This window comes from Corynebacterium sp. HMSC036D02 (genome assembly GCF_001836165.1).
Lineage (GTDB): Bacteria > Actinomycetota > Actinomycetes > Mycobacteriales > Mycobacteriaceae > Corynebacterium.
Map to the genome: position 1 here is coordinate 1 of NZ_KV827696.1, position 23740 is coordinate 23740.

At 60.8% G+C, this 23740-nt stretch carries 18 protein-coding genes and 4 pseudogenes; 13 read left to right on the forward strand and 9 right to left on the reverse strand.

Translation table 11 applies throughout. The features are described 5' to 3' along the window. Positions 1 to 30 precede the first annotated feature (30 nt). Positions 31 to 228 (reverse strand): annotated as a pseudogene (locus HMPREF2743_RS12500) (IS256 family transposase); the annotation flags it as partial. Between the two features lie 30 nt (positions 229 to 258). Then, a pseudogene (locus tag HMPREF2743_RS09570) lies at positions 259 to 1482 on the reverse strand (IS3 family transposase). A gap of 86 nt (positions 1483 to 1568) precedes the next feature. On the opposite strand from HMPREF2743_RS09570, the pseudogene HMPREF2743_RS09580 reads away from it, so the two are divergent. After that, positions 1569 to 2916: pseudogene (locus HMPREF2743_RS09580) on the forward strand (IS256 family transposase). A 149-nt stretch (positions 2917 to 3065) separates the two neighbouring features. Here HMPREF2743_RS09580 and HMPREF2743_RS09585 read toward each other — a convergent pair. Continuing rightward, entirely contained in the window at positions 3066 to 3464 is a 399-nt protein-coding gene (locus HMPREF2743_RS09585; protein WP_070818687.1) for an SHOCT domain-containing protein, read from the reverse strand. Between the two features lie 265 nt (positions 3465 to 3729). On the opposite strand from HMPREF2743_RS09585, the pseudogene HMPREF2743_RS12965 reads away from it, so the two are divergent. From HMPREF2743_RS12965 to HMPREF2743_RS09595, 3 genes and pseudogenes are all read left to right on the forward strand, one after another. Then, positions 3730 to 3885: pseudogene (locus HMPREF2743_RS12965) on the forward strand (transposase family protein); the annotation flags it as partial. 937 nt (positions 3886 to 4822) lie between these two features. Further along, a complete protein-coding gene (locus HMPREF2743_RS09590; RefSeq protein WP_070818688.1) occupies positions 4823 to 5218 on the forward strand; it encodes an MmcQ/YjbR family DNA-binding protein in 396 nt (131 codons plus the stop codon). 55 nt (positions 5219 to 5273) lie between these two features. Next, a complete protein-coding gene (locus HMPREF2743_RS09595; RefSeq protein WP_010189258.1) occupies positions 5274 to 5720 on the forward strand; it encodes a MarR family winged helix-turn-helix transcriptional regulator in 447 nt (148 codons plus the stop codon). 21 nt (positions 5721 to 5741) lie between these two features. Here HMPREF2743_RS09595 and HMPREF2743_RS09600 read toward each other — a convergent pair whose 3' ends face one another. Next, positions 5742 to 6977, reverse strand: coding sequence for a M20 family metallo-hydrolase (locus tag HMPREF2743_RS09600; RefSeq protein ID WP_070818689.1), 1236 nt, complete (start codon positions 6975 to 6977; stop codon positions 5742 to 5744). 9 nt (positions 6978 to 6986) lie between these two features. Continuing rightward, positions 6987 to 8579, reverse strand: coding sequence for an amidohydrolase (locus HMPREF2743_RS09605; protein ID WP_070818690.1), 1593 nt, complete (start codon positions 8577 to 8579; stop codon positions 6987 to 6989). Between the two features lie 141 nt (positions 8580 to 8720). On the opposite strand from HMPREF2743_RS09605, the gene HMPREF2743_RS09610 reads away from it, so the two are divergent. The 6 genes from HMPREF2743_RS09610 to HMPREF2743_RS09635 all read left to right on the forward strand — a co-directional run bounded on the left by HMPREF2743_RS09610 (position 8721) and on the right by HMPREF2743_RS09635 (position 16642). Further along, complete coding sequence (locus HMPREF2743_RS09610; RefSeq protein WP_070818691.1) at positions 8721 to 9860, forward strand: helix-turn-helix domain-containing protein; 1140 nt, start codon at positions 8721 to 8723, stop codon at positions 9858 to 9860. A 138-nt stretch (positions 9861 to 9998) separates the two neighbouring features. Beyond that, complete coding sequence (locus HMPREF2743_RS09615) at positions 9999 to 11351, forward strand: MFS transporter (protein ID WP_070818692.1); 1353 nt, start codon at positions 9999 to 10001, stop codon at positions 11349 to 11351. 65 nt (positions 11352 to 11416) lie between these two features. After that, the gene (locus HMPREF2743_RS09620; RefSeq protein WP_070743815.1) at positions 11417 to 12025 is read left to right on the forward strand and encodes a cation efflux transmembrane domain-containing protein; all 609 of its coding nucleotides are present in this window, start codon (positions 11417 to 11419) and stop codon (positions 12023 to 12025) included. A gap of 412 nt (positions 12026 to 12437) precedes the next feature. Beyond that, on the forward strand, positions 12438 to 13820 hold the full coding sequence (locus tag HMPREF2743_RS09625) for a hypothetical protein (protein ID WP_070743813.1): 1383 nt from the start codon (positions 12438 to 12440) through the stop codon (positions 13818 to 13820). Positions 13821 to 14005: 185 nt separating this feature from the next. After that, positions 14006 to 15163 carry an alpha/beta hydrolase gene (locus HMPREF2743_RS09630; protein WP_070818693.1) on the forward strand — a complete coding sequence of 386 codons (1158 nt, stop codon included), beginning with the start codon at positions 14006 to 14008 and terminating at the stop codon, positions 15161 to 15163. Positions 15164 to 15247: 84 nt separating this feature from the next. Next, positions 15248 to 16642 (forward strand): GntP family permease, encoded by a 1395-nt coding sequence (locus HMPREF2743_RS09635; RefSeq protein ID WP_070526477.1) that lies wholly within the window; start codon positions 15248 to 15250, stop codon positions 16640 to 16642. Here HMPREF2743_RS09635 and HMPREF2743_RS09640 read toward each other — a convergent pair whose 3' ends face one another. From HMPREF2743_RS09640 to mmuM, 3 genes are all read right to left on the reverse strand, one after another. After that, positions 16643 to 17134 (reverse strand): gluconokinase, encoded by a 492-nt coding sequence (locus tag HMPREF2743_RS09640; RefSeq protein WP_371326355.1) that lies wholly within the window; start codon positions 17132 to 17134, stop codon positions 16643 to 16645. A gap of 75 nt (positions 17135 to 17209) precedes the next feature. Continuing rightward, on the reverse strand, positions 17210 to 17596 hold the full coding sequence (locus tag HMPREF2743_RS09645) for a hypothetical protein (protein WP_070818694.1): 387 nt from the start codon (positions 17594 to 17596) through the stop codon (positions 17210 to 17212). Positions 17597 to 17648: 52 nt separating this feature from the next. Beyond that, positions 17649 to 18527 (reverse strand): homocysteine S-methyltransferase, encoded by an 879-nt coding sequence (mmuM, locus tag HMPREF2743_RS09650; protein WP_070526405.1) that lies wholly within the window; start codon positions 18525 to 18527, stop codon positions 17649 to 17651. A gap of 351 nt (positions 18528 to 18878) precedes the next feature. Here mmuM and HMPREF2743_RS09655 point away from each other — a divergent pair, with 351 nt between their 5' ends. From HMPREF2743_RS09655 to HMPREF2743_RS09665, 3 genes are all read left to right on the forward strand, one after another. Further along, positions 18879 to 19433 (forward strand): CAP domain-containing protein, encoded by a 555-nt coding sequence (locus tag HMPREF2743_RS09655; protein WP_070818695.1) that lies wholly within the window; start codon positions 18879 to 18881, stop codon positions 19431 to 19433. Between the two features lie 240 nt (positions 19434 to 19673). Next, positions 19674 to 20807 carry an ImmA/IrrE family metallo-endopeptidase gene (locus HMPREF2743_RS09660; RefSeq protein ID WP_070818696.1) on the forward strand — a complete coding sequence of 378 codons (1134 nt, stop codon included), beginning with the start codon at positions 19674 to 19676 and terminating at the stop codon, positions 20805 to 20807. Next, positions 20804 to 21298 (forward strand): DUF4411 family protein, encoded by a 495-nt coding sequence (locus HMPREF2743_RS09665; protein ID WP_070818697.1) that lies wholly within the window; start codon positions 20804 to 20806, stop codon positions 21296 to 21298. Before HMPREF2743_RS09660 ends, HMPREF2743_RS09665 begins: the two co-directional genes overlap by 4 nt. 62 nt (positions 21299 to 21360) lie before the next feature. Here HMPREF2743_RS09665 and HMPREF2743_RS09670 read toward each other — a convergent pair whose 3' ends face one another. After that, the gene (locus tag HMPREF2743_RS09670; protein WP_070818698.1) at positions 21361 to 23724 is read right to left on the reverse strand and encodes a 3'-5' exonuclease; all 2364 of its coding nucleotides are present in this window, start codon (positions 23722 to 23724) and stop codon (positions 21361 to 21363) included. Between the last annotated feature and the right edge of the window lie 16 nt (positions 23725 to 23740).

Consider the following 23740-nt stretch of genomic DNA (forward strand, 5'->3'; position numbering starts at 1 on the left):
AGGTGTCTACCAAACAGGGGTCAGGTCCGTATGACCGATAGTGGGGTCGGGAACGTCAACCAGCCACCACCAGCTAAAACGGCGTTTCATTGTGGAGGCGCTGACACCATTTCGTTCGGCCACTGCTTCCAGTGAGGTTGTGGTGGTGCAGTGCTCAATGAACTGGGTAAAAGTAGCAGCTTTGGTGACATCTGGCCGGCGTTTGTTGACCGAGGCTCCGCAGGCTTTTGAAGCGTCCTGGGTTTGGTTCCGCTTCTTTTACGGCCCTGTGTTGATGGGCTCGGTGAGATAATACTCGGTTTCTACTTCCTGTGGGGTGGCGTAGTCCAACGCCTCGTGAAGACGTTTGGTGTTCCACCAGTGCACCCACCGCAGGGTGGCGAGCTCAACTTCTCCTACTGATGTCCACGGGCCTTGAGGATGGATAAGTTCAGCCTTGTAGAGACCGTTAACAGTCTCGGCCAGCGCGTTGTCATAGGAATCTCCGACTGTGCCGACACTCGGCCGGATCTCGGCTTCGGCCAAAGCGGTGGAGTACTTCAGTGACACGTACTGACTTCCCCGGTCACTGTGGTGTATCAGCTGGTCGCCATGGATTCGACCGGCAGTCGTTAATGCATGTTCCAGTGCCTCCATCGGCAGCGCATCAGTGCGCATCGTAGAGCCGGGTGGCAACACCAACTATTTTGCGGCTGTAGACATCAATGACAAACGCGGTGTACGCAAATCCTGACAGGGTGCGAACATAGGTAATGTCGGCAACCCAAAGCCGCCCGGGGGCTGTTGCCCGGAAGTTTCGCTGCACAAGATCCGGACGATGATCCGGAACTTTAGGACTGATCGTGGTGACCGGGGTGCGTCCACGTCTGCGGCCGGAAACACCAGCTAGCTTCATCAGTCGTGCAGTCTTGTCGCGGCCGATATGAAAGCCCTCACGGTTCATGGTGTGCCACATCTTACGAATGCCGTAGACCGAGAAGTTTTCCGCATGGACGCGCTGAATCTCTGGGATAAGCAGGCTATCGCTTAAAGCCCTGGCGCTCGGGGCGCGGGTGATGGCTTTACGGTAGCCGCGAGAGGTGATGAATCCACGATCTGCCTGTTTCAAAACACGGCAGATGGCCCAGGCCCCAAATTGCTCCTTGTGCTCGTCAATGTAGGAGATCATCTGGTCGTGGGGCGGTCGAGCTCCGCTGCGAAAAAAGCCGAGGCAGTCTTGAGGATTCCGTTGGCTCGCTTCAGCTCGCGGTTTTCCCGGCGTAGCCGTTTGAGCTCTTCTTCCATGGTTTCGCCACCTGTTGGTGCGGCCTGCTCATGGGCGACGCTGTCGCGATACCAGGCGCGCAACGTGTGGTGGGACACGCCAAGGAGCTCTCCGACTTCCTCGTACGCACGTTGCCGTGAGCAAGACTCCAGACGGACCATCTCTAGGACTTGATGGACCGCCTTCTCCTTGAATTCGGCGGAATACTTTCTGGGCATAGTGCCAATCCTTCCTTAGCAGAGGTAGGAACTAAACCCAGGACGCTTCAGTGTGAGGCTCTGATCTAGAAGGAGTTTCACCGATAATGGCTACGGTGTCACCGAAGAAAAACCATGACCCGGCGAGGGTCAACGAGATCAGCGAGAAGCTGATGGAAAATCCTGAGCTCGCCAGCCTGATCAGCGAGCTGTCGACCACTGCTGATGATGCCAGCGAGCTGGTCAAAGGCTTGTTGCAGGCATCGATCAACGCTGGTCTTAAGGCAGAGATGGATGCGCATTTGGGCTATAGCCATTCCGACCGCAAGGCCAAAGCCCAGGTGGAAACCGCGCAGGAGAGCAATCACCGCAACGGGTCGTACACCAAGACCGTCAATTCTGGCTACGGCGCGGTGGAAGTGACCGTGCCCAGGGATCGTGCCGGCACGTTTACTCCCCGGATGGTGCCCAAGGGCGCACGCCGGCTCACAGAACTCGACGACATAATTATCTCGCTCTACGCCGGCGGGATGACAGTGCGCGATATCCAGCATCACCTCGCGACCACCCTTGGGGTGGATATGAGCCCGGATACGATCAGCACCATTACCGATGCGGTGTTAGACGAGGTCATGATCTGACAAAACCGCCAGCTCGACGAGTTTTACCCGGTGATCTTCCTCGACGCGCTACGCGTGAAAATCCGTGACGGCCACCGCGTGGTCAACAAAGCCTGCTATATGGCGGTTGGTGTCGACATGGACGGCATCAAGCACATCCTGGGATTGTGGATCGCCGACAATGAAGGCGCTGCATTCTGGGCATCGGTGTGTGCGGATCTGGCTAACCGCGGTGTCCAGGACGTGTTCATTGTGTGCTGCGACGGGCTCAAAGGCTTGCCGGAAGCCGTGGAGGCAACCTGGCCGAATTCCATGGTGCAGACCTGTATTGTGCACCTGATTCGGGCTACGAACCGGTGGGTGTCGTATCAGGACCGCAAAGGTGTCTCCCGGGCGCTGCGTGAGGTCTACACGGCCGCAAACGAGGACACCGCCCGTGCCGCCTTGGATGCGTTCGAAGCCAGTGAACTGGGCCGGAAATACCCACAGTCGGTCAAAGTCTGGCGCGACGCTTGGGAGCGGTTCGTGCCGTTTCTGCAGTTTCCGCCGGCGGCACGCCGGGTGCTCTACACCACCAATTCAATCGAGTCGCTGAATGCTGAACTGCGTAAAGCTACCCGCAACAGGGGCCAATTCCCGAACGATACCGCGGCGCAGAAAACGCTGTGGCTGATGATCTGCAACATCGAACAAGCGTGCCGCCCAGCGGGCGAAGAAAGCAAAGTGCAACATTGAGTGCAACGGCTATATTGAAGGAGCGAAAGCCACCGGGTGGAAACAAGCCATCAACCAACTAGCCGTGGCTTACCCCGACCGATTCGCGGACTACTTGTAAACCACCCCCCGCACACAAACAATCGGACACCCTCTGCCCGGTATGCGCCTGCTCGCGCGCGCAAGCCGCACACTTGGCGAATACCTAGGCCGCGCCGGATGGCCGCCCTCGGACCGCGACGCTGCGGCTGGCGAGGGAGCGGACCAGGGTCAGACCGAGGAGAGCGCCCTTGCCTTGATCTGGTCGAACTCCTGCTGGGTAATCGCTCCCGAGTCGAGAAGGGCCTTCGCCGAGGCGATCTCATCGGCCGGGCTCGATCCGGCGGAGCCGCCGGCGACGGACTTGATGTACTCATCCTGCCGCTGCTGGAGCTCCTGATGCGCCTCGACCGCGCGGTCGGTCATCCCCCGACCTCGAACAAGCAGGTACGCGAGCATTCCGATGAACGGCAGCGCGAGGATGAACACCACCCACAGCGCCTTCGCGAAGCCGCCGAGGTCCTTGCTGCGGAAGAGATCTCCGAAGATCCACCACAGGGACATTAACCATGCGAAGAAGATGAAGAACTCGAACATGGCGAGTAGGAATGAGCCGTTGTCGTCGAACATTTGCTGACTGCCTCCTGACTGGATGGACGCTGGCCGAGCGGTCCACGCGGACCCCAGCGCACGACGGTTAGGAACAAGGACGTGCCCGGGCCGTCGCCGAACCATGTTAGCAGCTTTTCCTCACCAAGCGTGGTAGCCGGGTTGCGACGCGCTGACCGGGTTGGGCTGGTGAAGACGGGCCTGGGACTCCACGATTCGTAGCGACCAAGCAACGGATCGAGAGGAGTCCCAGGTGAGTGTTGAGGCTACCGTCCTGCCCGCTGCGATGCTCGGCATCTCGGGGTTGGTGGTGCTTGCCGTCGGTGAGTACGGCGGTGAGCTGGAGCTGTTGGTGGAGACCTCCGAGTCGGTGACCGGGTGCCCGCGGTGCGGGGTGGTCGCGGTGGCCCACGGCCGGCGTGAGCATCTGGTGCGTGACATCCCCTCGGCGGGGCGGCCGGTGCTGCTGGTGTGGCGCAAGCGGCTGTGGCGGTGCGCCGAACCGGCGTGCCCGCAACGTACCCGGTCAGTACACCTAATAAAGCGACGTACATCGCCATCGGGTGGTGCCTTTGCTGGTCGTTCCATTGCGTTTGGTATCGCCGCCGCAGTGACAGCGTGGTCGATTCTTTGGCATTGGGCCACCACACCACCGCCGACTACCACAGGTAGGCAGCCACACCGTGGATTTAGCGTCCCAGGACCAGATATATGCTCCCAAAGCGTATATTCTGCGAGAACCTAAAGGTCAGACCTTAGAAATCCCCGATTCCAGACACACTTTCTGACCCTTAACCCCAAAATGTGTGTCTGGCTCGGCGTGTCACCGGGGCTAGATTTGGCCACTTCCAGGCCGGCTGACTGGGCGTAGACGGTGTTAGTGAAGTCCTAGTCGTTGAGATAGCCGGTACGGCCGACGGTGCGCTAGGAAACGCCGGACAGGCAGCAACTACTACGCCACCGTCCCAACGTGCGCGACACTAGAGCCATTTCATTGAGCCAGTTCCGTTCAGGTTCTCGGCGCAGCGCAGCAGGCGATGGGCTGGGCAAATGGTGCTGCATTGGTGACATCGGCGGGAATCTTGTTGGCCGAGAATCACCTGGTTTATACCGCCATCGGTCGAAGCCTCAGCTGTTCGATTCGTTGCTTTTTGTATCGCCGCCGCAGTGCTAGTGTGGTCGATTTCTAGCATTGAATCACCACACCACCGCCGACTACCACAGGTAGGCAGCCACACCGTGGATTTAGCGTCCCAAAGCCAGATATATGCTCCCCAAACGTATATTCTGCGAGAACCTAAAGGTCAGAACCTAGAAATCCCCGATCCCAGACACACTTTCTGACTCTTAACCCGTGTTTTTCACCTAGGCTGGACCGCATGAATTCCAGCTCAAGAGGCTCCGCCATCCTGGACCTTCACTCCTGCGCCACCGCCCGCGCCATGGAGCTCCCCAGCGCCACGCTGACGCATCCTTTTGGACCAGACTGGGACGTGTTTAAGGTGCGCGGCAAGGTTTTCCTTCTCCTCACCGCAGTCACTGGCAAGCACCAAGCCATCCTTAAAGCCGAGCCTCTGGATGCCGAGGCGCTGCGTAGCGAGCACTCCTTCATCACGCCCGGCTACCACATGAATAAGCGGCATTGGGTGTCGGTGCACCCAGATCCCCAGCTGACCTCGGAACTTCTGGCCGAACTCGTGACGGATTCCTACCGCCTCGTAGTAGAAAAACTCCCCCGTTCGCAACGCCCCATCGATCCGTCCACTTTTGGCTAGGATTTCCGCTGTAAACATTTGCGGACACCAGCCCGGAGCTCTTAGGCTTGAGCATGTGACGGATTTTGACCTCATCGATGAGACCATCGCGGAATACCGCCGCTTCGAGCGTGCCCGCGCGCGATTCGATACCGAAGCACGCCGCGAATACGGTATCACCGGTTCACATCTTTCGCTCCTCCGGCTCATTGATAAGAAGAGCCCCATTCCCATCCTGCAACTGCGCAAGGAGCTGGGATGGCAGCCCGCCACCATCGGGCAGGCGGTCAAGCGCCTAGTGCGTGACGAGCTCATTTCCATCGATGACGATCCGGAGGACCTGCGCCGCCGCCTGTGCAGCATCACAGAGGAAGGCCGTCGCTTCCTGCTCCACGTCCCCCTCACTGGCCCGGCGCGCCTGCGCACCTATGAGTTCAGCGAGGAAGAGTTAACCACCATGAAACGTGGGTTCGAGACCGCGCTGAAGGCCTTCGGGTATGTGCCGTGGAGCGATGAGGACTAGCGCGCCGGCCGCGCTAGGTACCTAGTCCTCCCCGCAACCGTTTTCCACGAGGCTCTGCGCCACGTGCGTTAGCACGTCCAGTCCAGCCACGCAGTCTTCCTCCGTGGTGAACTCCTTTTCGTTGTGTGAGATGCCGTCGACGGACGGGACGAAGAGCATGACCGTCGGCACCACCTCCTTGAGGTTGGTCGAATCGTGGCCGGCCACCGTGTAGATCTCCTGGTGCGAGTAGCCCAGCTCCTCCACGACCTCGCGGGCCAGCGCCACGCCGGCTGCCGGGTAGGGGTTGAGCGCCCACTCGTGCGTCGGGGACAACTCAACCGAGGTGCGAGACTCCTCCTCTGCTTCGGCGATGATCTCCTGCAGGCGCGCTTGGGCCTTGTCCAGCACCTGAGTGGAGGGCGAGCGCACATCCACGTTGAAGCGCACCTCGCGGGCGATGGTCACTGGCGAGTTTGGCTCCAGTGTTAACTGCGAAACCGAGGCCTGCAGCTGCCCTTCATCGAATTCGTGGGTGAGGCGCTCTACTGAGGCAATAATGAGGGAGGCACCAAAAAGCGCGTCCTTCCTATCGGCCATCAGCGTGGAGCCGGTATGGCCCTGCTCACCGGAGACTACCGCTTGGAATTTCTTCGCGCCCCACGTGGCGGTGACCAGGCCAATCGTGTTGCCGGCGGCTTCAAGTTCCTTACCTTGCTCGACGTGAATCTCCGCATAGGCCGCGAGCCTCGGAGCTTCACCGCGCGGGGACCAGCCAGCTTCCTCCTGGGCCTGCGCGACGGTGATACCGGCAAGGTCGGTGGCGGAGAGGGCGCGGTCAAGCGCCAGCGTTCCCACAAACACGGAGCTGCCCATCATGGAGGGCGCAAAGCGCGAGCCCTCCTCGTTGAACCAGTTGATGACCGCCAGGTTATAGCGTGCCTTGACCCTCGACTGCGCCACCCGTCCGGCAGCATGGGCCGCGGCCAGCACACCATAAGCACCGTCGAAACGGCCGGCCAAGGGTTGTGAATCCAGGTGCGAGCCCAGGCCCACGTACTCGGCGCCGGGGGCGAGCTCAAAGAGACCGTACTGGTTGCCAATCTCGTCGTAAATAACGCGTGCCCCGAGGGACTCCAGGACCTCATGGAACCAGGCGCGGTTAAGGTTATCGCCGGCACTGGCAGCCTGGCGCTCCACGCCGCCGCCCGCAGTGGCGCCGTTGGCGGACATGGCCTGGAAATCGGACAGGAATTGTTCGTTGGTGGTTGCTCGCATGTCTACTCCTTAAAAGCTTCCGTAGCGCAGCTCGCCGCCCACGATGGTGGCGGCCACGTCGATGGTGGAAAGGTCATCAGTCTGCAGCGGGTCCTGGGAAAGCAGCACGAAATCCGCCAGCTGTCCCGGCATCACCTGCCCCTTGCGCCCGGCCCAGCCCGTCGCCGCGGCCGAGCCAGCGGTATAGGCGTAGAGAGCCTCGGCGGGGGTCAGACGATCCTTAGGCCCATAGTCCCGGCCCGAGGCGGTGCGCCGATCCACGAAGGCCTGCATGACCTCCAGCGGCACGCCGGGGGCTACGGGTTGATCGGAGCTGCCGGGGAGGATGAGGGAGGCGTCGAGAAGCCGCTTGCCCGGGTAGCTCCACGCGGTGCGCTCCGGGCCGAGGGCATCCGCCATCGCGTCGCCGAAGGCCTTGATGAACAGCGGCTGTGGCACCACCACGATGGGCTTGCCGCGCAGGCGCTCGATCTGGTCTGGGCGCACCACGCCGCCGTGTTCGATGCGGTGCGGCATGGCGGGCACACCATGCTTGGCGACGGCCTCCTCCAGCGTCTCTATCGCAAAATCCACCGCCGCATCTCCGATGGCATGGATGGCCAGTGACCAGCCAGAATTCGCTGCCTGCAGCGCGCGGATACGCATCTGTTCCGGGTCGCCCTGGAAATAGCCGTGATGGGAGCAGCAGGCGTAATTCTCGCTCAGCGCGGCGGTGGTCCCCAGCAGGGAGCCATCGCTGAAGATCTTGACCGGGCCGATCTGCAGCCACTCATCGCCGAATCCAGTGCGCAGGCCACCATCCAGGCCCCAACCAGGGCCGTCGGAGGCGTGTCCGGGAATCTCGTGGAGCACATCCATAGTCACCATCACCTGCATGCGGGTATGCAGGGTGGCGTTCTGGTAGGCGGCGATCTCGCGCGGGCTGTGCCCGATCCAGCCGCCGGCCACCCCGGCATCCGTGACGGAGGTCAGACCGCGCTCCAGGTACCGGCGCGTGGCCAATTCCAAGGCACGGGCGATCTCCTCCCCGGATTCCGGCAGGGTTACCTCCTGGATGGCGCGCATGGCGTTTTCATCGAGCAGGCCGGTGCAGTGCCCGTCGGCATCGCGGACGAACTCGCCGCCTTCCACCTCGGGCGGGTTGGCGGGATCGACGCCCGCCGCGCGCAGGGCCGCAGTGTTGACCGTGTAGGCGTGGCCCGAATTGTGCTTGATCAGCAGCGGAGCACCGCCGGTCGCGCGGTCAAGTTCTGCGATCTCCACTGGGGCATCCAGCCCGGAGGGGCGGAATCCTGCGGCCACCACCCAACCGTCGGGGTTCGGCTCGGCCTCGCGCAAGGCGGAATAGACCTCCCCGGGCGTTGTGGCCTGAGAGAGGTCGACTTCCAACAGCGTCTGGCCGAACCACACGGTGTGGGAATGCACATCATTAAAGCCAGGGGTGAGCGTGCGCCCACCGGCATCCCATGTCTGTTCAGCAGGCAGGGCGCGGGCTGCCTCCCCCACCGCCAGGATGCGGCCGTTGGCAAAGGCCACCGCATCCGTGACCGGCCGCGCGGGATCCTGGGTCAGGATGTGGGCGTTGTCGATGCGCGTGATCATGCGTCCTCCTGTGTTCTCCTGTTTCTCCGACGAACTGCACGCGGCGCGTGCTGTGCTTGCCCCCACAGGTTAAACCGAGTAGTGATATACCTCTCCGCGGTGAGGGCAATTCACCAGTAGTCACCGTGTAGCGTTGTGCATATGCACGAACAACGCTGGCATGACATCGTCGCGGAGGTCCACGGCACCATCCCCCGGTTGGTGGAGGATTTCCTCGCTGCTTTTACTCGCTCGGGGCGCTATGGCGACTCGCTGGTGAGCGAGGACGAACTGCGCCTGACCGCTTTCGAGGTTTTTGCACGCATCACCGACGTGCTGGTCGGCGCGATGGATGAGGAAGAGCTGCGCGCCCACGCGCAGAGCCTGGGTCGGCGGCGCGCACACCAAGGCGTGGAGCTCGGCACGCTCATCGACGCCATCCAGCTCGACTTCACGGTCCTCTGGGAGCACCTGCGCCAGGCCGCCGGCACGGACCAGGAAGTACTCATAGACCACGTAGCGCAGGTGCATTCTATTGTGACGATGTACAACCTGGTGGTGCGCGATGCCTACCGCCTAGAAGAAGCACGCGGGCAGTATGACGTGCACCGCGCTCACGCCCGGCACTTGGAAAGGCTCTTTGCAGCTGAATCCCTGGGCACGCTCGGCATCGCGGAAATCACCCGCGCGCTCAACCTGGATGCGGAGTGCCACTTCGACGTCGTGGTTGCCCACCCCACCGCAGCAGTGGAGTTGCGCACGCTTCTCGGCGAACCCATCTCCTCCGGCGAAGCCTTCGGCCACGGCGTGCGCGGGATGTTCGTGGCCTTCTGGCCCAAGGAGCAATGCTCCAGCGAGCATGCCGCCGGCCTCCCAACAACAGAACTAACAGAGATCCCCGGAGTCCTCTTTCGGAACGTCATCAGCCTAGCCGGAGTGCGCGCAGCAGCACAGCAAGCGCCGCGTATCTTCAACGCCACCGGGCCACTGAGCCAACTCGCCGAAGCAGCCGATGCACTCTGGGCCGTCGCAGGAGATGCTCTCGCAGACTTCAGCGCCAGTGGCATTACGGAGCTCACGCAGACAATCGCCGAGTTGCGCCTGAAGAACATGCCGCTCTACCGGACCATCACCACCTACCTGGATTGCGGCTCCATCAAGGACTCCGCCGAAGCGCTGCACTGCCACCGCAATACGGTACTCAACCGACTACGCCACCTCACGGAGCTCACCGGTCTTGACATCACTCGCCCCAAGGACGCCGCGCGCGTTTTGCTGGCGCTACACCGCACGAACCGATAGCACTTGTGCACAGACACAACCCCGGACACCGTGTAGTGGGTCGTTGCATAGGAAAACCTACAGGCCATTCACCCGAAGGTGACGTGCGCCTAATGTTCCATGGAAAGGTAATGCACTTCACATAAGGAGCATCTCGATATGACTACCCATGCAGCGTCGGCCGCCGCGACCCAATCCGACGCCGAGGAAATCAAGGTCGAGTCAAAGGACGTCTTCCGCATCGCCAGTTCCGCATTCGTCGGCACGGCCCTCGAATGGTATGACTTCTTCCTCTTCGGCACCGCCGCAGCGCTCGTCTTCAACGAACTCTTCTTCTCCGGAATGTCGGGTACCGGCGCCACCCTAGCCTCCTTCGCCACGTTCGGCGTGGGCTTCCTTGCCCGCCCGCTCGGCGCGGTTATTTTCGGCCAAATCGGCGATAAGATGGGGCGCCGACCAGCCCTGATCATCTCCATCGTCGTCATCGGCGTGGCCACCGGCATCATTGGCTTACTGCCCACCTTTGACAGCATTGGCATGTGGGCGCCCATCGCTCTCGTCATCCTGCGCTTGCTTCAAGGAGTCGCCGTTGGCGGCGAATGGGGTGGCGCCACAACCATGGCCATTGAACACGCACCGGCTGAAAAGCGCGGCCGCTACGCAGCCTTCGTGCAGATCGGCTCCCCCGCCGGTACGCTGCTCTCCTCCGGCGCCTTCGCGCTTGTGCTCATGCTCGATGATGACGCGGTGAGCTCCTGGGCCTGGCGAGTTCCCTTCCTCATCGCTTTCCCCTTCCTTGGAGTAGCACTGTGGATTCGCACAAAGGCTGAAGAATCTCCTGTCTACAAAGCCCTCGAAGAGGAAGCAGAAGCCGACGAAGCCGCACACCAGGGCTCCTTGAAGGAGCTTTTCACGCAGCACTTCCCACAACTATGCCTGGCTTCCGCGGCGGCCTTCCTAGGCATTGGCGGCTTCTTCGTCATGAGCACCTATGTCCTCTCCTACGCCACAACCACGCTGGACTTCGACCGCCAGACCGTCGTGAACGCCACCCTCCTCGGCGCTGTGTGCCAGATCTTCATCAACATCATCTTCGGCCGCATCGGCGAAAAGATCGGCCCCGGTCGCGTTATCGGATACGGCGCGCTGGCCACCGCCATCATGGCGTGGCCGCTGTGGACGATGATCGATACCGGCAATGCCGTACTCCTCACGCTTGCCGTCTGTATTGGGCTGTCCCTGGTCACCATCACCTATTCCGTGTCAGGCGTCCTACTCTCAGAGGTCTTCCCCGCCAACGTCCGCTATTCCGGCGTGGCCATCTCCGCCAATATCGCGTCAGCAGTATCGGGGCTGCTCCCCTTCTTTGCCACCGCGTTGAACGCTTCCAACGAGACCCCCAGTTCCACACCGGGAATCATCATCCTGGCCGCGACCGCCCTCATCACAGCCTTCGGCGGCTTCGCTGGCGAGAAACACCGCCGAGAAGACGACGTCGCCATCGTCGACTAATCCGAAACGGTTCATAAGAAAAACAAATTGGGACACGGCACCTCAGCCCACTAAGCTCAGGTGCCGTGTCGCATGATCTCTCCGCCTCCACACTGAACGCTCGCGCCCGGCGCATTGTCGCCTGGGTAGCCGCGCTGAACCTCCTCGGATTCTTCGGCGAGTTCATCATCGCCTGCATCATTGGCTCAGCCTCGCTCTTCGCTGATGCCGCCGACTTCCTCGAGGACTTCCTCATCAATGCGCTCGTGTTGTTAGCGCTGCGTTGGTCGGTGGAGGGGCGTCGCAAAGCAAGCTATGGGCTAGCCGGGCTCATCCTGATCCCCGCGGTGGCGTCCTATGGCATGGCGATTTGGAAGATCATCAACGGCGCTGTCCCTGAACCACTCACGCTATCGGGTACGGCCGTGGCCGCCATGCTCATCAATCTGCTCTGCGCAGTGCTGTTGCTGCAGCTTCGCCACGGCAGCGCACTCACACGCGGGGCATGGTTGGCTGCACGCAACGATGTCGCCGCCAATATCCTCATCCTTGGCGCTGGCCTGCTCATGCTGGCATGGGCAAGTCCATGGCCGGATATCGTCGTCGGCCTCATCATCGGCACGATCAACTTGCGCGCAGCGGCGGAGGTCTTCGAACAGGCACGTTCAGAGGACCCAGAAATCGAAGAAGACTAACCCGGCCTTTATAAGAAACCTTTAAGCCTGCGTCGCGTCGCCGCGCGCCCATTCCCCCGCCCCCTGGTGGCCAGAATTACCCACTGACACCCCACCCAACAACCCCTATACGCCCCTATATGGGGTCATTCTTTAGTTTGTGAACGAACGGTCAAAGAGACGTTTTCGCAGAATACGGTCTAATTGGACAAAACCAAGGTCTTCGCAAATTTCTTAGCAAAATGTTCACCCTAGGGTCACCCAATCGACACTTACTTTCATGGGCAAAAATATGGACAATTCTAAGGGTGCGTGATCCTGAAAAGCGTCTTATCGTTGCAACACGTCACGCACTGGGCACTACAGCTCACCTACAGCGCCACCACAGTGCGTCACCACATTGCCCCATAATTTTTCATCCAGGAGAACAATAATGACCAAGCGTCGTCGCTCCGCCGGCCTTATCGCTGGCCTCGCGATTGCGGGCTCCGCCCTCATCGCACCGGCTGCATCCGCAGCAACCCACACCGAGTCCTACCCGGAGACCCCGGCCGTGAACGCCAAGCTGCCGATCGTTCACACCACCCACGGCTCCGACCACAAGAAGGCCAACGTGCTCAACCCGCGCCCGGTCTGCAACCCGTGGGAGGACCACCGCACCGTGGTGTACAAGGTGACCGATAACTTCATGCCGGCCGGCACCATCTCCACCACCAACCAGACCAAGAAGGACATCCCGCTGCAGCAGGACCTGTCCAAGTCCCAGTCCATCTCCCTGTCCGTCAACGGTGACCGCACTGAGACCACCTCCATGAACGCAGGCGGCAAGGGCTCCGGCAAGAACTCCGAGGGCTCCTTCGGCATCTCCCACGAGATCGCCACCAAGCTCGGCGCTTCTGCGTCCTACTCCCTGTCCTGGGAGGCTGGCCAGTCCATCGGCCCATACGATGTTCCGCCGAACCACACCGGTGAGGCCACCTACGGCTTCCGCGTTCTGAACATGACCGGCACCCAGCAGTACTGCAAGCCGAACGGCACCTGGTCCACCCCGACCTTCTGGTCCGCAATGCAGCCGATGAAGAACGAGGTTCGCGTCAAGCTCTACGACGACATCGCTGATTCCTACGCTCCGAACAAGGACGCTCAGAACACCACCGACGTCAACGATCCGAAGGTTGTTGAGGAGGAGAAGTCCCCGGAGGCTGACGCTGAGGTCATCAAGGACAACGAGGTCGCTCCGGAGGAGAAGGCCGTGTCCGAGGCTGAGGGCAATAAGGAAGAGGAAGCCGACAAGAAGGTCCAGGAGGACGTCGAGAACGGCAAGACCGATGAGGCTAAGCAGAAGCTGGACCTGAAGCCCGTTCTGACCACCTCCGGCGCTAAGCACGCAGGTTTCGCTGGCACCGTTGCTCTCCGCCTGGAGAACGTCGGCACCGAGCGCTACTACGGCGACTTCCCGGCTGTTCAGTACCGCGTTGACGTCAAGACCGCCGAGGGCCCGAAGGGCGTTGACCGCCTCATCACCCCGCGTTCCTCCAACGGCGCGCACATCCGCGACCTGGGCTTCGACGAGAAGACCTCCACCCGCTCCTTCGAGGTCACCCTGGCCAACCCGATTAACGCTGGCGAGTCCGCTCGCGTTGCCAACCTGGACTTCGGCGACGGCAACACCAAGGAAGGCCGCCTGAAGAACTACATCGAGGTCACCCAGATTTCCCGCCTCGACGGTGACAAGTCCACCGACAACGACCAGAACGTTGACTCCCGCGAGATCACCGTGAAGGACACCGGCAAGAAGGCTGAGGGCCTGTTCTAAGCAACACCCCTCGCCCACTGCAGAGAGTGCACAGCCCGCCGGTGCTTCATCCGGCAATGAGAGAGTGAGAGGACCCCGACCGCCACGCGCGGTCGGGGTTTCTTTATGCCCAGAGACTCTTTCACGAGGCTCTCATAACGCAGACGGCATTTCGCGGTACACAATTAGTTGGCTATTGTGAACAAATGCATTTCTCTCGCACCGCACTCGCGGTCCTTCTTTCTGTGGGGCTGGTCCTTTCCCCCACTCACACGCAGCCGGCACACGCACAAACACCGGATACGATGAGCAGCGATATCGCCAACATCGATCAACACTCCAGTGCCCTCGATCCCATAGCACTGGGCCCACTAGCCCCAGTACTCTTTGCCGACAATATCTTCGCTGCCTGGGGGCAGTTGCTTCAGCAATTGAGAATCCCGACGGTAGCACCGGACGCTACGCGCCCACCGGCGACCACCGCACCGGCACAACTGCGCGAGCTGCGACATATCCAAGACAACGTGTGGGAACTTAAGGCCTATTCACCGGCCATGGACCGCGTCATCACCAACGACATCATTCTTCCTCCGGGAGGATTAGACAATACTCAGCCTCGCCCGACCTATTACCTCCTGGGCGGCGCTGGTGGAGGCGAGGACGCACTGTGGTGGGACGGTGGAGGAGCTTCCGAGTTCTTCCGCGACAAGCACGTGAATGTCGTATCACCCCGCGGTGCTTATGGCTCGATGATGTCCGACTGGTCGCAGCCCCATAACACCCACGGAAAATACAAGTGGGCTACCTACCTGACCAAGGAGCTCCCGCAGCTTATCGACGCCGAGTTTCACGGCAACGGCCGCGACGGCATCGCGGGCGTGAGCAACTCGGGTGGCCCAGCCCTGGAGCTCGCCACATATGATCCGCGCTTTAAGGTGGCTGGTTCCTTCTCCGGCTGCCCTTCGACCACAGGTATCCTTGCGCAGTCTTTCGCATGGGTAAGCGCGGCTTTCTACGGTACGGACCCAGCGCGTTCTTTCGGCGCACCATGGGATCCGGCATGGGCACAGCATTCGCCGGTTCTCAATCTCGAACAACAAAAGGGGCGGAAGACCTTTGTCATCGTCTCCCGCGGTGGCCCAGCAGACTTTGACGTCGATATTGAGGACTCACCACTCCCAGCCTTGGGCCTCAACGAACGCTTGGATTACTGGTGCAGTTCCTTTTACGCCAAGCGAGCCACCGCCGCTGGCGTTGATCTTGACTACTACGAGCTTCCGGCCGGGCGCCACACGTGGGGGCTGTTCCGCCGGGAGCTAGCCATCAGTTGGGCCACGGTGGGCCCGGCACTCGGAGTGAACTAGCACCGGCGATCCCGCACACAACTGAAGCGTGTGAGCTCTAGATCACCACGCAGCGCACACGTAAAATCAGCATTCATGAATGTCATGGATACTTGGGAGCCCACGCTGGGCACCGGACCTCTACTTGGAATTGCGGTGGCGGCCATTGCCGTCATCCTCATCCTCGTCATCCACTTCAAGGTGCACGCCTTCGTCACCCTTGTCACGGTCTCCGCGCTCACCGCTTTGGCAGCGGGAATCCCGCTGGATGGCGTGGTTCCCACCATGACGAGCGGCTTCGGTTCGACCCTCGGTTCCGTGGCCTTGTTGGTGGGCCTGGGCGCCATGATCGGGCGCTTGGCAGAGACCTCCGGTGGCGCCAAAACGCTTGCCGACGCCCTCGTGAAACTCTTCGGCGAAAACAAAGCGCCCCTGGCGTTGGGCGTGGCTTCCCTCATTATGGGCTTCCCAATCTTCTTCGACGCAGGCCTCATGGTGATGCTGCCGGTCATCTTTGCCGTTGCCAGGCGCTTGGATGGCCCAGTCCTGGCCTATGGTATTCCCGCGGCCGGTGCTTTCTCCGTCATGCACGTCTTCGTGCCACCTCACCCAGGCCCCGTCGCAGCAGGTGAGTTCTTCAGCGCGAACATCGGCCTGATCCTTATCTTCGGTCTCCTCGTGGCTTTGCCCACGTGGTATCTCTCCGGCTACCGCTTCGGGCTCCACCTGGGCAAGAAGTACCCCTACCGTCTTGAGGAGGCCATAACCGGCGCGCTGGTCAGCGATGCCGAATTGCCGGATCGCCCCGCCTCCCCGGCTTCAGTAATCAGTATCCTACTCATCCCTATGGTCCTCATCTTCGGCAATACCGGGTTGAGCACGCTGGGAACGGCTGGCGTTGTCGATCCTTCTGCTACATGGGTGCGCTTCCTCATCTTCCTGGGGCAAACGCCGATCGCGCTCATCATCACCGCGCTTGCAGCGATGGCCGTGCTGGGGTTGCGCCGCGGGGAAGACAAGAGCGTCATTGAGAAAACCATGGAGTCCTCGCTCGGACCGATTTGTTCCGTCATCCTCATCACCGGTGCCGGCGGCATGTTCGGCGGGGTGCTGCGTACCAGCGGCATTGGTGATGCGCTCGCGGATTCTATGTCCAACCTCGGTGTCCCCGTTATCTTGGCCTGCTACCTCATCGCGGTAGCCCTGCGCCTGGCACAAGGCTCAGCCACCGTTGCGCTCACCACTGCCGCCGCGCTCATGGCACCCGCCGTCGAAGCTGGTGGCTTCAGCGAAATCCAGCTGGTCCTCATCACACTGGCCACCGCGGCTGGCTCCGTCTTTGGTAGCCACGTCAATGACTCGGGCTTCTGGCTCGTCGGCCGGCTCATGGGCATGGATGTGTCGACCACGCTGCGAACGTGGACTGTAAACCAGGCGCTCATTTCCTCTATTGGCTTCGGCATTGTCCTTATCTTCTACGGTGCCGCCGCGCTGCTTTAGCTAGCTCTGAAGGTACTTTGCCGCCGCGGCGGCCAGCTCCTCCGGCCTAGCGCTGACATCGAGCACTACTCCTGCTTCCTCTGGGCGCAGTTCCTCCAGCGTTTCGAACTGCGAATCAAGCAGGGATACAGGCATAAAGTGCCCAGAACGCTTACTCATGCGTTCTTTGAGCAGATCATAAGAGCCGTGCAGGTGCACGAAAACCGTATCTGGCGCTGCGGCCCGAATGAGTTCACGGTAGGAATGCTTGAGCGCGGAGCAGCCGACGATGGCTCCATCTTCTTGGTCCGCGAGGAAGCGCCCGATGGATTCGAGCCAGGGTTTCCGGTCATCGTCGTCAAGCGCCTGCCCCGAGGCCATCTTCTCGATGTTCGCCGCCGGGTGCATGTCATCCCCGTCCTGAAAGGGGAGGCCGGTGTGCTGCGCCAGCAACTCCCCGACCGTAGACTTGCCGCAGCTTGAGACTCCCATGATCACGACATGTTTGCGCATCATTCCTCCTTCACACGCCACCAGATTTTAGGCGCTATGCACTACGTGACAGAGCACGGCTGAACACAGTTCGGCTTAGCCCAGTGGCCCGTAGCCAAAGTCGCCACGCTGGACCTCACCGCGGGATTGTGGGTCGAAGGTCGCACACAGGGCAGCCGCGACGTAGCGCACGCCGCCCGCCGGCGAGGAGGAGCCGACGCGCTCGGCGCAGTTCTGGAGTGTCGGCATGCCGATGCTCTGCCCCGGCTGCGTCACGGAGAAGAAGGAGGCGGCCATCATGGTGTTGCCGTCGGCACGCACATACTCCGAGGAGCCCTTGATGGCTTGCCAGGCAACTGCCCCGACGGGATCGGTGCGGAATTGATCCCGCTCGGTCTGGGTCAGCTCGGCGTTGGCGGCGGGTACGGTCAGTGTGGTGATGAACAGCGCTGCGGTTGCAGCGAGGAGTGGAAACTTTTTCATAGGAACACTCTATCCCCATACCACAGGATTGTCTCGGCATTAACCAGACGGCTTAGCTGATGGCCTTGCGCAACTGCCGAATCTCCGCAGGGCCAACGCGGCAACAGCCGCCCAGCACGTTGACTCCTGCGGCGCGAAGTTTCAACGCCGCTTCGGGCAAGCTCATTTCGCTAGCCGGAGCAGGCTGCCAGTCGTGGGCACTAAAATCCCAGACCTCACCACTGTTGGGGCAGGCCAGAAGCGGCTTATCGATAGCACCGCGCACGTGCGCCACCACCCCGCATGCCTGCGATGGGTTGACGCAATTTACGCCCAAGGCTCCCAGACGGGGTGACTGGTTGGCCAGCTCAATAACCTGCGAGAGCTTCGCCAGGCCCGCCGCGATGGCGCCGGTAATGCTTAGTGCAAAAGGCTTAGGCTGTGCTTCAAGGAGTTCGAGCAGTGCTGCGGCCTCCTCGACGTTGGGAATGGTTTCCGCAAGAAGGAAGTCGGCATCAGTATCCGCGAGTACCGCTACCCTGCGGGCATGCCAGCGCTGCAGCTCATCACGGCGCAGATCATAAGCGCCGTCATAGTCCGTCCCCTTCCCCGGACCGGCACCATAAGGACCGATGGATGCGGCGACAAGCAGTTCACCGTGGGCAGCGCGCTTGTCGACGGCCACTTGCGCCGCCCCACGAGCCACTCCGACGCTGCGACGCAGAAGCTTCTCCGCTTCTTCACCAAGCACATCAAAGGTGACTTGGTAGGAGGCCGTGGTGGCCACCTGAGCGCCGGCGGCGAAGAAGTCCACGTGCGCAGACTCAATGAGCGCGGGGTTCTCCCGCAACACCCGCGCCGACCACAGCGGGCCTGCGATGTCATGCCCCTGGGCTGCAAGGTGGGTTCCGAGGCCACCATCTAAGAGCAGCGGCCCATCAAAGAGTGCCATGGCGCATCAGCCTAGCAACGATTCAGCAACCACCAGGCACCGTCAGGATAGCCCGCCTTAATGGTTCGATTGATTTTCTTAATCCTCAATCTCCACTTCAAAGCACACACAGCCCTTCTGCCTGCTCTTCGCCGCGCTTGCCGACGCCTCCTCCGCCAACACCTCCCCACAGATGGATAAATGCAAACTATATTTTGCGCGAAGCAATATAAACGCACAGACAAAGCTTAAAACCACTGGTCAAACGGATTTTGCACCCGATTAGGAGCTTTAATTTTAGGTGAAAGTACCGCTCGGTACGCGGCCACAATGCCGCCACTTAGCCCCTGAAGTAGAAAGAGGTGCCCAGCCATGTTCCGCCTTTCATTCGGACATAAAGCCACAAAGATCGTCACCCCGATTGCTGCCGCCGCAGCACTCTTCGCCGGCTCCCTCAACGTTCCTGCTCAGGCCGTAAGTTCCTTCGGCTCTTCCACGCCAGCCGCGTTCATCAACGCCATGCCCTCTGCTGCCGGCCCGGCGGCTCCAGCTCCCCGCGCATCCGCCAGCGTTCAAGGCATCATTAAGCAAACCAATGCCCAACGCGTGGCCAATGGCCTCGCACCGCTGCGTGTTGACCCGAATCTGACCAACTTGGCACAAGATTGGGCCAACACCTTGAGCCGCGATGGCAAGACCCGACACCGCCGGAACTACTGGACCCACTACCCCGCCGGCCTGCCAGCCGGTGGTGAGAATGTTCTCCAGGCATGGAGCGACTACTCCGACGCCCGCGTTGTCCAACTGTGGATGGACTCCCCTGGCCACCGCACGAACCTGCTCGATCCCCGCGCCAAGTCCGTGGGCATCGGCATGGCCGTCGGTGCTGATGGCAAGCTGTATGCTGTGCAGAACTTTGGGCGGTAGGATTCAAGTACTTTGCTGCTAAAGAGCGCCTGTGAACTAAGGGTCATTCATCTTCACAGGCGCTCAGCCCGTTTTCGCTCTCCGAGTTAAGGGCAGGCCCCCTTTTGTGCCGCGGCCAAAACTTCAAATAAGTCTTACAACTAAGCAGGCTCAATCCCATACTGCACGTACTCGCAATTGGTCCTCTAAACTTGCCTTAACAGGCAACGAGTTGAACAGTACGCCACGATAGGAGGGGCTATGACCGTACGCGTCCCGATGTCCCCACCTGTCCTCGAATGGGCTGTTGAAAGAACGCAGCTTCCCATCAATGAGTTGGAGAAAAGATCTGACTTTCATTCCTTGCGTTCTTGGCTTGTAGGCGAAAGTGCACCCACATTTAGGCAAGCAAAGAAGTTGGCTAAGCTTGCTGGAATTCCTTTTGGCTACTTGCTTCTCGAAGAACCTCTCAAACGCGCCCCGCACCTTCCTGATTTCAGGACTCCTGGGAGCTTCCCATTATCCGCGTTCAGCCCAGCACTTGAGCAGACAATTTATGCCTGCGAGCGGCGCTTAGAGTGGTACGCAGAAGATGCCATCACCAATGGGATTGCAGCGCCTAGCTTTATCAGCCGCTTTTCTACGGATACACCTGTAAATCAAGCAACGGAGTGGGCATGCTCCCTGTTGGACTGGGCTCCTGGTAAGAGAGAACGAAGTCGAGACCGCGTGGCCACCCTGGCTGATGCTATCGAGCGCACCGGTATTTTGGTCATGCGCAGCTCCATCGTGGGCAACAACACCCACCACAAGCTCAATCCTAATGAATTCCGTGGTTTTACTTTGATCCGGAAATCTTATGGTCTGATCTTCATCAACAGCGCTGACTCCGGTGTAGGAAAACTGTTTAGCTTGGCCCACGAGTTCGGACATGTTCTTCTTGGCAAGCCGGGTGTTTCCGGCGGCCCACTCAATCAGCGGACCGTCGAACGTTGGTGTAATAAGTTCGCGGCGGAACTTCTTGTCTCCACGAAAGACTTGCTCGAACAATGGTCTAACGCCAAGGACTTAGAGGCAGTGTGCCAATGGGCATACAAGACTTTTGGCGTCAGCCGCGACGTCACTGTATGGCTCCTCGTAGATAGCAGGGCTCTCCCCCGGGAGGTTGGTCAGCGATTCCTCGACGAAACTCCTCGCCCCGCGGCAATGCACCAGTCCGGCGGTGGTGACTTCGCTCTTGGCCTTCGCTCCCGTTTGGGCGGGCTCTTTGTGGAAGCCGTCACTGGAGCCCTCACCGAAGGCAGAATCGGTGAACGCGAAGCATCCCGCCAGCTCGGTATTAAGAAGATCAGCACGATTGAGGCTCTGGTCAATCGCTATCAGGGGCTGTCATGACGCGCTACCTGATCGATTCCAACATCATTATCAATGCAGTTCGGATGTATCCTCGCGACGTGTTCCCGAGTTATTGGGACTCATTAGAAAGCTTTGTGACCACCAAATCGTTTTTCTTCCACGACACAGTTCAAGAAGAACTGGAACGAAGACAAGACTTTGTCTCAGCATGGTTCCAGGACTTCGTCCCTCATGACCAAATTTTGCATGTCGATAGCGCTGAAATTGAGTCATACCGGCGCCTTTCCACATGGGTAGCCTTCGATCGCAAGCCTCGGTTTGATGAAGCGGCAGTCCAAGAATTTCTCAATGACGCTGCCGATTCATGGCTAGTGGCCTCAGCTCACGCACGGAGTCTATCAATCATCACCGATGAGAAATCCCAACCGCGCAGAGTCAACAGAGTCAAGCTTCCCGACGCCGCTGCTGCATTAGGAGTTCACTGCTCCACCTACTTGGATTTCCTCCGGTCACGCGGAATCACGTATTAGATGGAGATACAGCCAAGGAAGCGAAACCCAAACGGCTCCCACCTCCATTAGCTCCAAGCCACTTATCCCGGCAACAACTCGGAAGCCTCCCCCACCACGCTCACCACGAGCACATCGCGGGCGCGGGAGGCCGCCACGTAGAGCAACGCCCGCTCGCGTTGCAGCGCTTCATCGGCCTCGGCCGGCGCTAGCCCCTTCATGAGGTAGCGCTGCGGCAGCGCCTCGCGGCTCACGTCGAGCAAGATGACGTGCGTGAACTCCAGGCCCTTGGCGTTGTGCATCGTCATCACCGCTACTGGGCGCTCCCGGGAGGTGCGCCGCCCAGTACTCACCGCCACGCCCAACTCACCCAGCTGAGTGGCAATCTCATCCTTACGAGGGTTGGTACGGGTCAGCACACCAATGGAGACATCTTCCTCCCCAGAGGTCCAGTCCCGGATATGCGCGGCCAAAGCCTCAGCTTCCTCCGCCTTGCTGGCAGAGCTCAGCACCACCGGCGCTGGGCCTTGGCGCACCGAGCGGTAGCCGTGCAGATCGTCGATATCCTCTTCCGAATCAATCCACTCAGTGCCCTCCAAAATCGCTGTGGCATAGCCCAGGTTCTGCCGGGTCGTACGGTAATTCACCCGCAGCTTCCTCGTGGCACGCCCTCGCGTTTCGATCCCGTAGTCACGCAACACCAAACGCTGGCCATAGATGCGCTGGTGCGAATCCTCCGCGATAAAAATGTCGTTCGGTCCACGCTTGGCCACCGCCCGCAGGAACTTCCAGTGGCCCGCGTGGAAGTCCTGGGCTTCGTCGATAAGCACGTGATCAAACATGCCCTCCGTGCCGGTGCGATGCTCCACGATGTGCGCGGCCACCACCGCTGCGGCCGCATAGGTCAGCTTCCCAATAGACGCGCACGCCGCGTGGAAGTACTCCACAATCGCCCACACTGCCTTGCGCTCAGCACGAGTCAGCGGCGTGCCGCGCCCGGTACGCCGCGCACGCAGGTAGGTCTTCTCATCCGTGATCCCCTGCGTAAGGATCACCGCTGAATACTCCTGTGCCAAGAACGTCGGGTGGGATTTCTCCCGCGGCAAGGAGCTGCCTTTCAGCTCCGCGGCCTCCTGCCACTGCCGCTTTTCCTCCACACCGTCCAAGCCGCGGGGTACAAAGTCCGCATCGATATTAAGTACCGCAGCCATCGCGGCAGCGCGCTCCGTTGCCTGTGCGTTCGCCAGCACGTCGAAGACGAGCGCATCAACGCCACTAATCCACAGCCCCGGCGCGCCATGCACGGAGGCCTCCGGGAAGGCCGGGTACAGCTCGTTCATCTGCGTCTTGAGCGCGTTGGCCAGCTCACGCGTATATGTGGTCAAAAAGACGCGCGCCTTCGGATTCTTCTGCAGAAGATGCTTCGTGCGGTGCACCACCACCACGGTCTTGCCGGTACCAGCACCACCAGTGATGCGCGCGGAGCCAGTGTGCTCCGCTTCCACCGCGCGGCGCTGGCTCGGGTGAAGGAAGACGCGCCACTCGGCAAAAGAGCCCTTGAGGATCGCTGCCAGCTCTTCCTCGCCTGGGTCGATGGCAAAGTCCATCCGGGCAGCCGGGGACTTGATACCTTCCACCAGTGCCTTGTCGGAACTGGCATCAGCCACCGCCGCGGGCTCCACCAGGTCCAAGCCCAGTTCCTCGCGCACCTCAGCAATGCTCATCCCTGACAGCAGGCCAACCACCGCATGGTGTTCCCAATCCGGCGCACTCTCCGACTTCTCCAGGGCCTCATCGATTGTGGCGGCCTGTTCCAGCACCGCTACGGTCTGCGGGGACAAGCCCAGGCCATCGGTGAGCTCATGCTTGGCGACGCCCACCACATCCCACGGCCGCAGGCCCTCACCGTCATCAGAGGTATCCGCCGAAGGCGTGCCCGACGGCTCCGCTTCCGAAGAAGCCAAAGCATCCCCCGCCGGCGCAGCCGGAGACTCTGCTGCAGAGCCCGCTGCAGAATCTGCCTCTGCAGCTGCTGCCTCGGCGGCGAGTTGCTCGGCCGCCAAGCGCTTGGCGCGTGATTCAATCTCCGCCTGCGACATCGCCACCGAAGCTTCCGGCGCGGTAGCATCCACCAGTGCCGGCACACCGGAGACCTCATTGACCACCAGCGTCTTCGACGTGGCGAGCGCATAGGCATCATCGTGGTTGAGGATGTCAATGAGCACGAACATGGTGTCGTTGCCATCGTGCAGCTCAAAGAGCACCGCGCGGTACTTGCGGTTCACCCGCGCGGTCCGCACGCGCTTATCCGCTGCGTCCTTAATGGGCTCCACGTGCAGCGAAGGGTTAGTGGGATCCTCCACCAACTTGTTGCAGAACTCAAAGATCTGGTTTCCCAGGTTGTAGCGGTCCTCAATGCGGCGGTAGAAGGACAGGCTCGTTGCCATTGCTTTCCTCTCTTTA

Coding starts and splice junctions, on each gene's coding strand:
- HMPREF2743_RS09630 (WP_070818693.1), top strand. CDS start 14,006: ATGCATTTCTCTCGCACCGCACTCGCGGTCCTTCTTTCTGTGGGGCTG.
- HMPREF2743_RS09665 (WP_070818697.1), top strand. CDS start 20,804: ATGACGCGCTACCTGATCGATTCCAACATCATTATCAATGCAGTTCGG.
- HMPREF2743_RS09590 (WP_070818688.1), top strand. CDS start 4,823: ATGAATTCCAGCTCAAGAGGCTCCGCCATCCTGGACCTTCACTCCTGC.
- HMPREF2743_RS09640 (WP_371326355.1), bottom strand. CDS start 17,134: ATGCGCAAACATGTCGTGATCATGGGAGTCTCAAGCTGCGGCAAGTCT.
- HMPREF2743_RS09660 (WP_070818696.1), top strand. CDS start 19,674: ATGACCGTACGCGTCCCGATGTCCCCACCTGTCCTCGAATGGGCTGTT.
- HMPREF2743_RS09635 (WP_070526477.1), top strand. CDS start 15,248: ATGGATACTTGGGAGCCCACGCTGGGCACCGGACCTCTACTTGGAATT.
- HMPREF2743_RS09645 (WP_070818694.1), bottom strand. CDS start 17,596: ATGAAAAAGTTTCCACTCCTCGCTGCAACCGCAGCGCTGTTCATCACC.
- mmuM (WP_070526405.1), bottom strand. CDS start 18,527: ATGGCACTCTTTGATGGGCCGCTGCTCTTAGATGGTGGCCTCGGAACC.
- HMPREF2743_RS09670 (WP_070818698.1), bottom strand. CDS start 23,724: ATGGCAACGAGCCTGTCCTTCTACCGCCGCATTGAGGACCGCTACAAC.
- HMPREF2743_RS09605 (WP_070818690.1), bottom strand. CDS start 8,579: ATGATCACGCGCATCGACAACGCCCACATCCTGACCCAGGATCCCGCG.
- HMPREF2743_RS09585 (WP_070818687.1), bottom strand. CDS start 3,464: ATGTTCGACGACAACGGCTCATTCCTACTCGCCATGTTCGAGTTCTTC.
- HMPREF2743_RS09615 (WP_070818692.1), top strand. CDS start 9,999: ATGACTACCCATGCAGCGTCGGCCGCCGCGACCCAATCCGACGCCGAG.
- HMPREF2743_RS09600 (WP_070818689.1), bottom strand. CDS start 6,977: ATGCGAGCAACCACCAACGAACAATTCCTGTCCGATTTCCAGGCCATG.
- HMPREF2743_RS09625 (WP_070743813.1), top strand. CDS start 12,438: ATGACCAAGCGTCGTCGCTCCGCCGGCCTTATCGCTGGCCTCGCGATT.
- HMPREF2743_RS09610 (WP_070818691.1), top strand. CDS start 8,721: ATGCACGAACAACGCTGGCATGACATCGTCGCGGAGGTCCACGGCACC.
- HMPREF2743_RS09655 (WP_070818695.1), top strand. CDS start 18,879: ATGTTCCGCCTTTCATTCGGACATAAAGCCACAAAGATCGTCACCCCG.